Below are 15,210 nucleotides of genomic sequence, written 5' to 3' on the forward strand. Positions count from 1 at the left end.
TCACTACTTAATTTCTGTCATAGGATTAAATATTACATAAAATCTTGAGCCTTTGCCGTATTCAGATTCAAAATTGAATTCTGCATTTATTTCATCAAGCAATCTTTTACATACTGTAAGTCCAATTCCTGTGCCCTGTGTTTTATTTGTAAAAAATCCATTTAATATTTTTTCTTTATCTTCTGGTTTTATACCACAACCAAAATCCTGAACTTCCCATAGAACTTTTTTTCTATTATCTAAATTAAGGTTCTTTGTTTTTATTATAATATTACTATTTTCATTTGAAGCTTCAATTGCATTGTTTACCAGATTAATAAATACCTGAAGCAATTTATTTTCGCTTGCTAAAATTGGAGATATCGATTCATCAAGTTCTTTAATTATGTTTATTCTTTTTTTGGATGCTGTTATATTTATAATTTCTATTGTTCTATGAGTAACTTCATTTACAGAAACAGGTTTTAAATTTTCACTCGATTTTCGTGTGAAATCCAATACATCGCTTATTATAAAATTAATTCTTTCGAACGCTTTAATAGATGAAGAAATTGATTCGTTTATTTCATCGGAAAGTTCATTTTCAAACATCTTCATGTAATCAAGATTTAACTTGATTACAGACAAAGGATTTCTTATTTCATGCAATAATCCAGCCGTTAACTTGCCCAAAATTGTAAGCTTATTATTCTGAACAAAATCTTCCAAATCGATTAATTGTTTTTATTTGTTAATAAAAAGAAATAAATTTTTTATAAAGATACGAAAAGATTTTTATTAATTAAATGCTACTTTTTAGTAATTCAAACTTTTCTTAACTAAAATTATTTAATGGAATTATCTTTAAAATATTTTATTGTTTCTTCAAGTCCCTGTTGTAATGTGTATTGTGGAATAAAATTTAATTGTTCCACAGTCTCTTTTATAGAAGCCTGACTATATTTAATATCACCTTTCCGTTCTTTTTCATAAATAATCTTACTTTGACTATTAGTTAGTTTAATTATCTCTTTTGCAATCTCATTAATTGAAATTGATTTACCAAGAGCTACATTAAAAACTCCATTTATATTTGATGTTGCTGCTAAAACATTAGCCAGCACCACATCTTTCACATAAATAAAATCTCTCGTTTGAGTTCCATCTCCATAAATTATTATTGGTTCATTTTTTAATGCTTTATTTATGAAAATAGGGATTGCAGCTGCATATTGACTTTTAGGATTCTGACGTGGACCAAATACATTGAAATATCTTAACGATACAGTTCCCAATCCGTATTCATCATTATACATTTTCAAATAATATTCACCATCAAGTTTTGTTATACCATAAGGTGATTTAGGATCGGGAATTGTCTTTATTGTTTTAGGCAATTCTTTATTATCGCCATATACAGCTGCAGAGCTACTAAAAACAACTTTTTTAACTTTATGAAATTTAGCAGCTTCAAGAACATTTATTAAACCAATAATATTTATTTCAATACATTCATAAGGTTTTTCGATTGATTCTGGTACAGAAACCAATGCTGCAAGGTGATGAACATAATCCGTATTTTTTAAAACATCTAAAACAAGTTCTTTATCTGTAACACTTCCATTATAAAATTTTACATCTGGAAATTTTTCTATATTCGATAAAAAACCTGAACGAAGATTATCAATCACACAAACTTCTGCACCATTATTCACCCAGTATTCTACAATATGACTGCCAATAAAACCAGCTCCACCTGTTATTACCACTTTTAATTTTTTCATTCAAATACCTTTTATAACTTTTTAGCATTTACATATAAATTACTTGCATCTTCCAATATTTTATTTGTTCTTTTTATAAATGAATGAATATCATCTAATTCACTTTCGCCAAGTACTGCTAAATCAAATAATTGTTGTGTTGCAGTAACAATAAAATCATCATCAGAATTATTCTTAAATACTTTAATAAGATTTTTAATTAAAGTGTTATTTGGATTTACTTCCAGAATCTTTTTCTGTGGTGCAACATTTTTATTTGTCATTCTTAATATCTTTTGCATTGCACTTGTCATTTCACTATCCTTCGAAACCAGACATGCTGCACTATCAACCAATCTATTTGATTCAACAACATCAACAACTTTATCACCAAGTATCTTTTTCATCTTTGATAGTAAACTACTGAAATGCATTCTATCTTCTTTACTCAATTCTTCTTTTTCAATCTTCTCTTCAGAAACAGTTTTAAATTCTTCAAGCTTTTTGGGATCTATTGTTTCAACAGATTTAAACTCATAATCTTTGTATTTTCTTAAAGAAGTAAGAATAATTTCGTCAACTGTATCGTATAGATATAAAACTTCAATTGATTTTTTCTTGAAAATCTCCATATGTGGCGAAGATTCTATTGCATCTCTATTTACACCTGTTGCATAATAAATTTCTTTTTGATTCTCTAATTTTCGATTAACATAATCTTCAAGTGATATTAATTCATTTTCATCTTTACATTTAGATGAATTAAAGCGTAAAAGTTCAATATATTTATCACGATTAGCAAAATCTGTATAACCTAATTTGAAAATTTTCCCGTGTTCTTTCCAGAAATTATTGTAACCATCTTTATCATTTTTTGCTTTTTCCTGTAAATACGATAAAACTGTTGTAGTCACACTCGAAGCAATTTTAGTAAAGATAATATTTTCTTGAAGAGTTTCTCTCGAAATATTAAGTGGCAAATCTTCTGAATCTACAACTCCTTTTACAAAACTCAAATATTCTGGTAATAAATCTTTGTTCTTATGTTGAATTAAAACTCTTCTTACATATAAATCCAGTCCATAATTTTCTCTATCGAGCCAGAAAAATTCATTACTTTTTTTAGGAATAAATAATAATGCATTGAATTGAATAGGAGCATCAATTGATTTGTGAATAACATCGGCTGGCTCTTCTGAATCGTAAGTTAAAAACTTATAGAACTCGTCGTATTGTTCTTTTTTAATTGAACTTTTAGGTTCACGCCAGATTGCACTTACAGTATTAATTCTTTCTTTATCAATAAAAATTGGATAGGAAATAAAATTAGAATGTTTTTTAATTATAGATTCAATACGCCATTTTTCTGCAAATTCGTTAGCATCATCTTTTAAATAAATTTCAATTCTTGTTCCTCTTGGAATTTTCTCATCCAGTTCAGAGATTTCATATTCACCCATTCCATCCGAACGCCATTGAACTGCTTTATCTTCTGGTCGATATGATCTTGTTTTAATAATTACTTCTTTTGCAACCATAAAAACAGAATAGAAACCAATTCCAAATTTTCCAATAAGATTATTTACTTCAGATTGAGCTTCTGATAGCAATTTTAAAAATTCTTCTGTACCAGATTTTGCAATTGTACCAATGTTAGTAACTACTTCATCCCTGTTCATTCCAATACCAGTATCAGAAACAATTAGAAGTTTTTTCTTTTCATCATTTAGAATTTTTATTTCAAGGGGAAGTTCTCTATCAATTACTTCTGTTCCACGATTTAATTCAAAACGAAGTTTATCGAGAGCATCGGATGCATTTGATATAAGTTCTCTTAAAAATATTTCTCTGCTGGTATAAAGTGAGTGAACCAGAATATCTAATAGTTTCTTAACCTCTGCTTTGAATTCATATTTTGTTGCGGTAATATTTTCACTCATAACACCTCCAGAAAATTCAATTCAATACCGCAAAAATAAACAGGTTAATGAATCGCTTCAATCTTAGAATGGATTTTTTAGATTTATCCAGTTAAGACTTATCTTAATACTTGTCTTTAGAATTGTCTTGTTAAGACTGGTCTTAATAAAGAATTGACTTGTTAAGACTTGTCTTGTTAAGACTGGTCTTTTTTAGAATTATCATCTTCATTAAGTGCTTTCTTGAAAGACCTGATTCCCTGTCCAAGACCTCTCATCAATTCTGGAATTTTTTTTGCTCCAAAAAGTAAAACCAGCACTAATAATATTAATATTATTTCTGTAGCCCCTAAGTTACCCATAACTACCTCATATATTCTTACTCAAAATTAAAAAATATAATTTCCTTAACCAAAAAATTATTCTTTCTTTAAATCATAGAGCGATATAACAACCATTATATAAAATGATAAATACATTAAAATAGCAGATATAACTGTAATATAAACAAAATATTCACTAACAAATCTCATTAGCCATATAGAACCAAAAGAAATTATTAGAGAAATTAATGGTTCTATCATTAAAAATAATTTCCACTTTAAGTTAACTATAGAATTAAAATAAAAAATTAATCCAATAGAAAAGAAAATAAAAGCCAATCCCAGAATGTGATTATGAGTAGTAATCAACATTTCTGAAATTGGCTTTGGATAATTTTCAACCATATCAAAATTGTTATCCGAATTTTCTATATTGCCACGAAATCTTTCAATTGCACCTTTTGGAGTAAAAGAAGTTGTATGTCTTAAAAATACTAATCCAGTTGAAACACCAATAGTGACAACAGAGATGTAAGTTATTAAAAATAATTTCAATGATTTATCTAATGTTCTAAGAGAAATATTCATATATTATTTTTAATTATTGAATAAAGTATAGAAAGTTTTTTAATACCTGTTGTCACAGAATTAGCAGAAATTGTCGCTCCACTTATTGAACTAACATCTTTTCCAACTTTAAATTGTGAGCTCTCGTCTTTACCTTTAAATTGATTTAACCAGTGTTTTTCCTGAACAGCACCGCCATAAGATTCTCTGTATTTAATAATTTCTGTATCTAATATTTTCCCATCTAAATCAAAAATAACAATGAATGTAATTGGCAAAGATTTTCCCAGAACATTGTCCATCATTGCTGTTGCTATTCTTTTATTATTGTAAAATATCTTCCAGACGTAAATATAGTTTGACAAAAATCTTTGTCTGCATTCTCTTTCTATTCTGGTTTTCAAAGAATCTGGCAAATCATATTTATAAAATTCCAGTTTAATCTCTTTATTAAAAAAACTACGGATTGAATTTTCTGCATCTTCTTTAATATCGGGATTCAATAATAAAATTAATAAAATGAAAATGATTCGCATAAACAATAACCTATATTAATTAAAACATATAACCTATACCAAGATTAAATAGTTTAGTTTTTTCATTACCCAGTTCTCTTGTACGAATTCCATAATCAATTTTTAAAACAACATTATCAACTGGTTTAACTGATAACCCAATCATCCAGTATTTAAAATGATTTTTCTTTTCAGAATCTCCACCCGCTAAAGTTTTGGCAGCAGTATTATAATCTGAATATCTAATAAATGGGATTATTTTAGTTTCCCAGTCAAGATCTGCGGAGATATTATATCCAAAGTCAAAATAAAAACCTTGTGACTTTTGAAGATTATATTTCTCATAGTCAATTGTGCCATATTCAAATATAGCATCTACTCGATTTGTTTGATATCTTCCGTGAAATTCATAAATATAGATTTTATTTGATGAAGTATCACCATTTGCTTTGTTATAAGTGAATGAACCACCTATCTTTAAGCTTGATACTCCTAAATAATCAATTCGAAAATTATAAAGGAGATTTCTGGCATCAGCTTTAAATCCTTTTCTTCTTGCATCTCTGATTGCATTTGATTCACTGAATTTTTCGCTATTTAAGCCTTCCATTATAGTTACTTTATAATCAAAAGAATTTATTCTGCCATAAAAAGCTATTCCATTACCAGCCCATGTAGTAGGGATTATTCTTGTATTATAGTCTGGTCTTTCGACACCAAAGAAAAGTGGTGGTTCGTGGATTTCATTAATTAATCCGACTGAAGGTAACACAACTCCAGCCTGAAATCCCAACCAATCTTTAAAATGAAAATTTACATAAGCCTGTTCTAATTCCAGTTCCCCCTGACCTTCTTCTACGTAATTATGTTCTAATTCCAGTTCTGAGTGGAAAGACCATTTATCATTCCAGGTATAACCAATAAATGTTACAAATCGATGGAAATCAAGTAAACTCTTTAATGGTTTATTTCCAACTTTTTCATAATTATAATGCAATTCCCCATAACCATGAACATAAGTTTCAAAGTTATAGTTTTCACTCTGAGAAAAAGTTTTAATTTGAATTATAATTATAAAAAGGACAAAATGTAAAAATAACTTATTCATAACTGCTCCTATTTTTTTAAAAGAATAATTTATTTAGACTAAATATAAATAATAATTATAAAATAGCAAATATTTTTTATAAATTTTATTTAATTTTTTTGTGAGTAAATAAGAATTTCAATTATTAAGTTTCATAGATTTAGATGAGGTGTTCCAATTAAGCGACCAAATTAACTGGGATTTTAAGTAAATTTATTATTAAATGGGAATTTAAGTATTATTCAAAATGGATTTTAGTTTTCCCTTATTAAGTAACTAACTATAAAATATTTTTTAAGGCTGGCAATATAACTTTAATATACTATCCATATGTTTGTAAGATGGTAATTAATTATAACAATCGAGAAATATGCGATCGGGATCGAGAAATAAACGAGAATGAGCGAGAAATGAGCGAGAAAGTAACGAATTTGTAGCGAGTTTGTAGCGAATCAGTAACGAATTTGTAACGAATTTGTAACGAGTTTGTAGCGGGTTAGTAAAGAATTTACTCTAAAATTTCAATCATTTAAATATTAGGTTATTTTTATACTTTTTTAGTTAGTAAGCTAAAAACTATTTAGTTTAATTTGTCTGAGCTGGATTACTTAATTTTTATTAACCTCTATTTTTTTACGTTTTTTGTGTTCCTGAGTGTTCTTAATGGTTATTTTATTAACCACTTAGGACAGTTAGAGCACTATGAGATAATCCTCTCTTTCAATGATTTTTATCTAATATTTTCTATTAAATAAAATTTAATCTTTCTAATAAGTTTAGAATTTCAATAAATCTTTGCTGATTACAAATATTTTTATTCACTAATTAAATTATATTTATTGTAAATTTCTTTTAAGAATTCATGACCTTTTTTAGCATATTCATTGCATATTTCATTTGCATACTTTGATTCATTAGAACTATATAAAAATTCAACTATTGAGAGAATATGTTCCTCTTTATACCAAGGAGTAAAGTTTTTAAGCATTTCTAAAAAAATTTCCCCTATGTATTTAGCTGTTTGTTTATTATCACCTTTGTCCTTTAATTTTTCCAAATACTCGATAAAGAAAGGAGAAACATAACTTTCATTTACATAGCGAGCTGATAACTTAAGCCATTTGAAAGATTTTTCGTCTATCTGTGGTAAAAATAAAGCTAATTCTGAAATAGCTGATAGTATTTGTTTATCTTCATTTAAAAGGTTTTCATTTTTGTCTTTGTATTTTTCATAAATCATATTCCAGAACTGCAATATTCTTTCTATAACAATTTTGTCTCCGGCTATTTCTTTTAAGATGTTGTTTCTCTGCATCCAGAAAAATCTAATAATTTCTTTTATCTGTGCAGGATTCCATAAATCAATCAATTTTTTAAAAAGACTTGATGAATCATCGAGTGTCTCATTATGATGTAGATATCCTAAACAGATATGTTGTATCAGAAATTCTATATTACGACGCGTTTTAAAATTATAAGAAAGACCGTATTCATAATGTGAATTCATAAGATTATAAAGATATCCATAAACCTTTCCGGTAGAAAGATAGCCTTGCATAAAGGCTTCCCAGTATTTGTTACCTTTTTCATTTTCAAGGTTTTTGATTTTTTCTTTTACCCATTCTCTGTCTAAATAATAAAGTTCAGATAAATAACGACCTAAACAAAAGAAACCCTCTATAATTTTAATGTTTAACAATTCATCATATCTTTTCTTAAACTCAGGCTCCCATTTTATGTCTCTCAAAATGCCCTTCTTTTCACTAAAAAGAGCTATACGCAGTGCAAGTAAAATTAGCGCTGATATTACTTTCCCAGAAGAAGTATTAATAGTATATGTAACATAGTCAGTTATTTCCTTGTCCTCTTCAACTTTTAAATTATCCAATATCAAGAAAATAAGTTTTTTCGCTTTCTCAAAAAGTTGTTCAGGGATTGCCCGCTCATCACCTCTTGTACCATACTGTATAAGTTCAGCAACTATTCCAACAATCCAATGATGATCAGCACCTCCTAATAAGTTACCCTTTTCTACAATAAATTTATCTTCCCAGAATTCTTTTCTTCCTATATAAAATTCTATAAACTCAAGTACTTTATTCCATTCTATTATTTTCTTTTCATTCAATGCATCTTTTACCCCCCTTAAAATCTCATAAACATATATGAAACCAGTATTCTTAAATGAATTAAGGTCATCTATGAATTTATCTGGCATTTCCTTAGCAACCTCATATATAACATCAGAAAGTCCATCAATTGATGGTCCTTCCCATTCATCCCTGGTTCTAAATTCCACAAGGAATTCCGAAAGCTTATCATTAGGGATTTTAATTATTTCTTCTTTTGTTAATGGTGAGGTTTTAATAACCCAACTCGGTTCTTCCATTTTGATAGCAGGTTGTAGTTCTGCATCCACACCTGATATTTTTTTTATCTCATCATAACGATTTTTAAAGTATGAATCATGAGAAAGAGCTTGATATATTTCTTGTTTATAACGGGCAATATATTTTTCTCGTTGTTCTTTTATTTGAATTTTTTCTGCTGCTCTTTCAATTTTTAGATTAAGCATTTCTTTCTGTTCATCAGAAAGGTCTCTTAAATTTTTAAGCAGGTGTTTCAATTCATCTCCAAGATATAAAGTATTTTCCAAAATAAAGTTACCTGCTTCTGTATTCAATACTTCCCAAAAAAGATCTTCATAAGAATCAACATTTTGCGAGATAATGTAGAGTGCCATTTTAGGAAAATAGAGATATTTATCAATTAGAAATTTATTTAGTAAGTCTTTTACATCATTGATATTATTTTTAGCCATTGATAGAAGCACTCTTTTTAAGATATAGTTAAGTATACTTTTAGGCTCATCTATACAAAACTCAAGTTCATCAGCTAATTTGTCAAAGAGAGAGTAATATGCTAAATCTATTTCACTCGTAAGTAGATTTTTTATTTTACTTATTAAATCTTCTACGACACTCTTGGAGCACTTTTGACCGATAATTTCAGAATACTTATCAAAAGCTTCCTTCAACCAGTATGAATTAATTACAAGTCGTACATCTTCTTTTTTACCAAGAAATTTTGCTTGTTCTTCAGATAAAGGGAAGAATATAATTGCAGTAATACTTTTTATAATACTTTCAGCTTTCTGAATATCCTCAGAATTATCAGTTAAGAATTTTGGTAATAACTTTGTAGCAATTTCTGCCCCCTGTAGCATATTGTTAAATTTTGAATCAAGCCAGATAGGGATGAGTTTAATAATATCGATAGGTATTTTATTATTTGGAATATTACAAAGAATTTTTACAAAATAATACCATATATAATAGTTGTCTATATGTTGATTATTTTCATCTCTATAATTTGACACCTCTTTGATTATAGTTAATAACTCATCAATATATTTCTCATTCCCTGGTATATTTATTTGCTGAGATACTTGCTCTAAATAAGGGAGTATATTCCAGAAGGGTACTATAAAATAATCTTCTTTTTTAGCAGGTTTCAGTCCAGCTAATTTAGATAGAGAAAAGAATCCTTTTTCCTTTAAGGGGTAAAACCATTTTATATCCGTAACTTTTTTAAAAAAATAATTTTCATATGTTAAATCTTTTCTTATTAGATCTAAAACCGCTTCTTCTTTTGGAGTTAAACTCATTTCAATACCTCATCAATTAATTTAATCTTCTCAAGAAAATCTTGTGGTCGAGATTGAGGACCAATTATTTTTGCCCATGTACTAATTACTTCAGCAAGATGTTCGTATCCATTTTCATCAATCGGATAAGGGACTAATTGAATTCCTAATTCTTTATAGTACTCTTCATAAAATTTTAACAAATTAATTTCATTTTTAAAAATAGGATAAAGCATAAAATGCTTCACTTCTTGTTTTGATGGATTAGATTTACTAACAAGTAATTCTAATATCTCAAATTCTTCTAATCCATAACCAACAAAAAGAACGGTGTAATTTTTAAAAATTTCCTCAAGTAAAATTACAGATTTTGAATCAGGTTTATAGTGTTTTATATAATCAGTAACTGTTAAGATTAGATTACTTTCATCCAAAATAGATCCGTGAAGATGAATAACATATCCATTAATTAAATTTGAAATTAAAAGTTCTTCTTTTTTATAAATAATATTATTTTTTGAACTATCTTTTTCAATAGGATTTTCAATTGAATTTGATGAATTAATATATGTTGTATTTTTTATTGATCTTTGAGCGACCTTGTCTAAATAATCATCATAGTTTGTAGTCACATAAATAGCATTAAAAGAATATAAATTGTCATATATATTAAATTTTTCATTTAAATCATCTTTGGCAGTTAAAAAAGATTTAATAAAATCTAAAGATTTTTTTCCTAACTTTTTCTCATATAATTTTCTACAAATCGATAGTAATTTTCTTGCATCTAAATGTTGCAATTTTTCATATTCATGATAATTGATTATTTTTTTCTCATATAAAACCTTTAAAAATAAGCAAGCAAATTCATCCCAAGAAGGACATCCAATAATACGAGAAAGCCCGGCTCCAATAAATAAAACTAATCTACCATGTTGTGCAGCAGATATTATTTCATCAGGTACATCTGGAATATCTTGAATTTCATTTTTTTCTTTCACTATTCACTTTACTCCTTGCTTTATTCAGTCTGTTTTGGACAAGTTCGCTGACTGCGTAGTAAACTTCTTCGCGTTCTTCTTTAGTTAAGCTTAGTGCATCTGCAAATGCATCCCTTATGGAGAAGATTATATAGTCGGGTGCTTTTCTGTCCTGAAGTGGATTTAGATTTTGTGCTCATCTTAGTTTTTAAAGAATTTTATCAAAAAATTAAAATTTCTCACCCAATTCTCTGAACATCTCAATTATATTTTTGTACCGAATATTAAAATCATTACATACATCGGGAATTTTTATTTTTGATTTACGATTGGGTTCGCTTTTTTCTTGAGTAACTATTTGACAACCTTCATTAATAGCAATTGCATAGGCAATTAACCATGCATCAGCTTTTTCAAATTGTAAAAATTCATTTATTGCATTTAGGACATAATGATTACTTTTTGAGTTAGCCCAATTAACTACTTCTGTATATTTATTTACCACTTCCTGAGTTTCGGTGGTTTTGAAATGTTCGTTAGCTAAATTAATTTCGATCCATCGTTTTAATTCATCATCATTATTAAATATTTCATCTTTTACTTTATCTATACTAATTACTTTTCCTTCATTAAATAATTTTTTTACTTTTTCCCAAAATGTTGTAGCAACATCTAATGGATAAGTAACGCGATGCGATTGAATAAAAAAATTTGAATCAACAATAAAAGTTGACATTAGTAGAGATGCTCCTTCATTAATTTGTGGTAAGTGCTACCTTTCATTGAAGTTAGTACATACGCATCCCTAATTAACAATTTATTTTCTGAAACAGCTTGATTTACAAAACTTAAAAATCGAACACTTAGACGTTTTCGCTGAGTCTTATAAAAATCACCACCATCTTCCCTCTTCTCTTTCCTTTGAATATCACGATTTATATAGTCATTATAAAATTCAAAAAATTCTCTACGGCTTAATTTCCCGATATCAAGTAATCTTCTAGCAATAACTATTTGACTAACTTTGAATTTTCTTGCAATGTTTTCAATGTTTTGTTCGTCTTTTAATATACTTGTTAATAATTTTTCCGGAACTAAAAATTCAGCAGCAATTTTATCACATAATATTTCTGTTGGATTATCTGCGGGTTGTAATTGACGAAAATCAAAACCTGCACTTTGTCCAATCCATATATGAGCTAATTCGTGAGCAAGAGTAAAGATTTGTGCAGATTTGCTATCTGCGGAGTTAATAAACATAAACGGAACATATTCATCAACAAGAACAAATCCACGGCATTCTTCGACATTAATTTTTCTATGAGTATTATTACCTACTATGCTGCTAAAATTAACAATAATTCCAGAATCTTCTATTCTTTGAGTAAAATGTTCTTTTGCTTTTTCCCAGTTCGAAAATTCATTTGCCCAATTTTCAGAAAGGTTAAGTGTTGTTCTTATACTTCTTACTATTTCTTCAATATTATTTTCGTTTTTAAATTTTCCTACAAAATCAAGTTTGTCATACTCGCTATCTCTTAGATAATCAGATAACCATTTTTGCCTTTGTTGTATTATAAGTATAGTTTCATAAACATTAAGATTAACTCTTTCTTGATCAGTTTTGATTGTTCTGAAAAATGGAATAGGCAGTTTTTCTTCTGGTGGATTTTCTAAAAATAAATATCCAAATGGAAGATGTAACTTTTGAGCAAAAGTTTTTAATTGTTTAAGTGTGGGATTTTTCTTACCAGATAACCAATTAGTGAAAGCTGGGATTTTTTCAGAAATTTCATTTATATTGGAGCCAGCTCGCTCTATTGCCCAAATAAGAATGTTGTTATTTATCTTTATTTCTGTTTTCATTTAGCTAAAAAATACAAAATTGTTTTTTAATATAGAATCCATCCTTTATTCATTCTTTGCATTTATTTAATCTTTTTCGCAATTGGCGTACAAATTGAGAAAGTTCATACAAGGCGTAATAAATTTCTTCGTATTCTGCTAATATTTCTAACAGAGGTAAATTAGCTTTTGATTGAAAGCCAATTGCATTTATGTATATTACCCTCTTGAAGAAAATTATAACATTATTCGATTTTAGAGTTATCATATTCTTCTATTAAAATTATTTTATCAATTTCAGGGTCTATTATTTTTACTTTTTCGTATGTAAGGTTATTGAGTTGAGAAACCATTATGTTCTATTTAATCTTCTAATTGATTTGTCCTAGCTTGGGGATTTTTTATTAGCTTTGTTATTAAATTGTAAAGAAGAAAGATTCATCTTTCACTAATTCTCTAAGTAAACAAATGCTTTTATCAAAATCATATATGTGTAAGCGTTTTTCCTCAAAAACTCTTTCAAGGAATTCTTTATATTTTAGCATCAAAGCTTCATATAAATAATTTTCATTATTTGTATGTAACTCTAGTTTATTTAATGCTTTATCAATTTTTTTAATTCTTAAGCTATCATTTTTACTCGCAGCAGCTATCCTAATCATCCATAGGTATAGAATTAAATCTGCAATATCAAACGGACTTTTGGAAGTCCCTTTCTGAATATAATCTCGAATTACAGCTAATAAATTACTTATACAAATATCAATAACCTTATGGACATCAATAATATGTTTCTTATAAAAATCTTCTTGATAACAATGGAATGCAGTCCAGCAAATTACATCACAAATTTCTTCTGCATAGTACTTGTTGATCTTCTCTGCTCTTTTAGTTGCAACCCAGAAAAAGGATAAATACCGGGTGATTTGGTCAAATAAATCTTCTATATGATTATGTATATCAGTTAATGGATTTTGTAGTAGCTGAAGATGAATCCTAATAATTTCCTTTATTGAATAAGTAATGTGCCAGAGGAAAACACTTTCTCCTAAATCATTTTGTTCACCTAAAGAACAGAAGTGCATACTTATTTCAGCGTTATACTTACTGAAGTAATGATATGGGTTTACGTGCCATCTTTTATCATCGACTTTATTTAGTATCTGGGAAGATCGAATAAAATTAAGGAAGGAATTTTCATTTGCAGCATTATAAGGCACAGATAAATCAAAATTCATTAGATTTTTCTGTTTTTGTTTTGATGCATATAACGCAAAAGGAAAAATTGAATCAAGTTTTTCAATTATATCCTTTAAAGTATGAGTTAAACTATATTGATGATTAGGTATCAATAAAAACAATCTTTTCATCATAATTTCTAATACTTTATTTCCATAAGCTTGTTTATTTAATGTGATATATTTCATTAGCAATTCGATATAAAGTTCATTTGCTTTATAATCAAGCTCTATTACGTGTTGCTTAATATAGATGTCCGATAGAGTCTGGGATAAGATAGAACAACCTTGTAAAACTACATCATCAAGACTATGATTTTGAGCTTCTTCAATAATATTTGCCATATAACTAATAGGAATAAAAAGCATATCTTTAGATTGTTGAATTTCATCAGACAAAAGATTTTTTGAAATAGAATCAGTAACTTTTTTAAGAGCTCTTAAACAGTTTATACTTGAATATTGATTCGAAATTAAATTTGATTTTTGAGCAATTGCTAAGATATTTTCATACAAATTATTTAGTACATTATTAATGTTACTTTCACTAACAAGAAAAGACGTTTTTGATGGATAATAAATAATATTACCCTTTCTAGATTTAACAAAATAATCCCCGGTTTTTGCTAAAGCGTCTAAACAAATTGATACAGTATTAACTTCATTTTTAGCTAAAGCTTTTATAGCTATTTCGGTTAACTCAGAAAATTTATTAATAATATTAAAATCTATATGATTTGATGACGAGTAAAATACTTTCTCAAGATCTTGAGGTGTAATTTCTTCTTCCTTAATTCTTTGCAATATTTTTGAATTCCATTTACTTATAAAAGAAATCCTTGAATGGTATTTATTAATAAAGGAAAAAGTTTTTTGTACCAAGCTTTTAATTGCATTTTCTGGTTCTAACAGTTTTGTTATCCTCTGATGATACCATCGTAATAAATCAAGTGTAATCCCTGTTAAAAGAATTGATAAAAGTAAATAATGAAATGTTGATATACAGAATAATTTTATATTTAAGCCAAATAAAAATGCAACAATTGCAAAAGTCGAAATAATAATAAAAACTAAAGTTGTTGTTTTGTCATTTCTGTAGATAAAAGATATTGATTTAGAGAACGACTCAATTGACCTTTGTACAGGTAATAATGCTAACGAATATGTAAGTATTAGAATTGTTATGAGTGTGCTTCCTATGGCAATAAAAAAAGGTGAGTATTGGAATTCTTCTTTCAATCTCACCTTATATTCAGAAATAAAAATGTAATAACAGATTGCCATTGCAAATAAAGTAATTAAAAATTCAGATAGGAATTTTAGTACTCTTTTAAAACGATTATAGAAT

The 15,210-nt window shown here is 27.6% G+C and carries 12 protein-coding genes; all 12 read right to left on the reverse strand.

Annotated elements, in window-relative coordinates; all coding sequences use genetic code 11:
- Nucleotides 1-3: 3 nt before the first annotated feature.
- Nucleotides 4-708: a two-component system sensor histidine kinase NtrB gene (locus VJY38_RS00825; RefSeq protein WP_353678770.1), complete on the reverse strand. Its 705-nt coding sequence runs from the start codon at nucleotides 706-708 to the stop codon at nucleotides 4-6.
- A 116-nt stretch (nucleotides 709-824) separates the two neighbouring features.
- Entirely contained in the window at nucleotides 825-1,763 is a 939-nt protein-coding gene (locus VJY38_RS00830) for an SDR family oxidoreductase (protein ID WP_353678771.1), read from the reverse strand.
- Nucleotides 1,764-1,774: 11 nt separating this feature from the next.
- Nucleotides 1,775-3,682 carry a molecular chaperone HtpG gene (htpG, locus tag VJY38_RS00835; RefSeq protein WP_353678772.1) on the reverse strand — a complete coding sequence of 636 codons (1,908 nt, stop codon included), beginning with the start codon at nucleotides 3,680-3,682 and terminating at the stop codon, nucleotides 1,775-1,777.
- Nucleotides 3,683-3,858: 176 nt separating this feature from the next.
- Nucleotides 3,859-4,023 carry a twin-arginine translocase TatA/TatE family subunit gene (locus VJY38_RS00840; RefSeq protein ID WP_353678773.1) on the reverse strand — a complete coding sequence of 55 codons (165 nt, stop codon included), beginning with the start codon at nucleotides 4,021-4,023 and terminating at the stop codon, nucleotides 3,859-3,861.
- 57 nt (nucleotides 4,024-4,080) lie between these two features.
- Entirely contained in the window at nucleotides 4,081-4,572 is a 492-nt protein-coding gene (locus VJY38_RS00845; RefSeq protein WP_353678774.1) for an Aq_1264-related membrane protein, read from the reverse strand.
- Entirely contained in the window at nucleotides 4,569-5,087 is a 519-nt protein-coding gene (locus VJY38_RS00850; protein WP_353678775.1) for an FMN-binding protein, read from the reverse strand. The genes VJY38_RS00845 and VJY38_RS00850 overlap by 4 nt, the downstream gene beginning before the upstream one ends.
- A gap of 19 nt (nucleotides 5,088-5,106) precedes the next feature.
- The gene (locus VJY38_RS00855) at nucleotides 5,107-6,174 is read right to left on the reverse strand and encodes a porin family protein (RefSeq protein WP_353678776.1); all 1,068 of its coding nucleotides are present in this window, start codon (nucleotides 6,172-6,174) and stop codon (nucleotides 5,107-5,109) included.
- A gap of 793 nt (nucleotides 6,175-6,967) precedes the next feature.
- Complete coding sequence (locus VJY38_RS00860) at nucleotides 6,968-9,820, reverse strand: hypothetical protein (protein WP_353678777.1); 2,853 nt, start codon at nucleotides 9,818-9,820, stop codon at nucleotides 6,968-6,970.
- Nucleotides 9,817-10,800 (reverse strand): SIR2 family protein, encoded by a 984-nt coding sequence (locus VJY38_RS00865; protein ID WP_353678778.1) that lies wholly within the window; start codon nucleotides 10,798-10,800, stop codon nucleotides 9,817-9,819. The genes VJY38_RS00860 and VJY38_RS00865 overlap by 4 nt, the downstream gene beginning before the upstream one ends.
- 208 nt (nucleotides 10,801-11,008) lie before the next feature.
- Nucleotides 11,009-11,515 (reverse strand): DUF4411 family protein, encoded by a 507-nt coding sequence (locus VJY38_RS00870; protein ID WP_353678779.1) that lies wholly within the window; start codon nucleotides 11,513-11,515, stop codon nucleotides 11,009-11,011.
- The gene (locus VJY38_RS00875; protein ID WP_353678780.1) at nucleotides 11,515-12,645 is read right to left on the reverse strand and encodes an ImmA/IrrE family metallo-endopeptidase; all 1,131 of its coding nucleotides are present in this window, start codon (nucleotides 12,643-12,645) and stop codon (nucleotides 11,515-11,517) included. The genes VJY38_RS00870 and VJY38_RS00875 overlap by 1 nt, the downstream gene beginning before the upstream one ends.
- 395 nt (nucleotides 12,646-13,040) lie before the next feature.
- Nucleotides 13,041-15,101, reverse strand: a complete 2,061-nt coding sequence (locus tag VJY38_RS00880; protein WP_353678781.1) for a hypothetical protein — start codon at nucleotides 15,099-15,101, stop codon at nucleotides 13,041-13,043.
- Between the last annotated feature and the right edge of the window lie 109 nt (nucleotides 15,102-15,210).

Origin of the sequence: Rosettibacter firmus, from assembly GCF_036860695.1 — a bacterium.
GTDB classification, from domain to species: domain Bacteria; phylum Bacteroidota; class Ignavibacteria; order Ignavibacteriales; family Melioribacteraceae; genus Rosettibacter; species Rosettibacter firmus.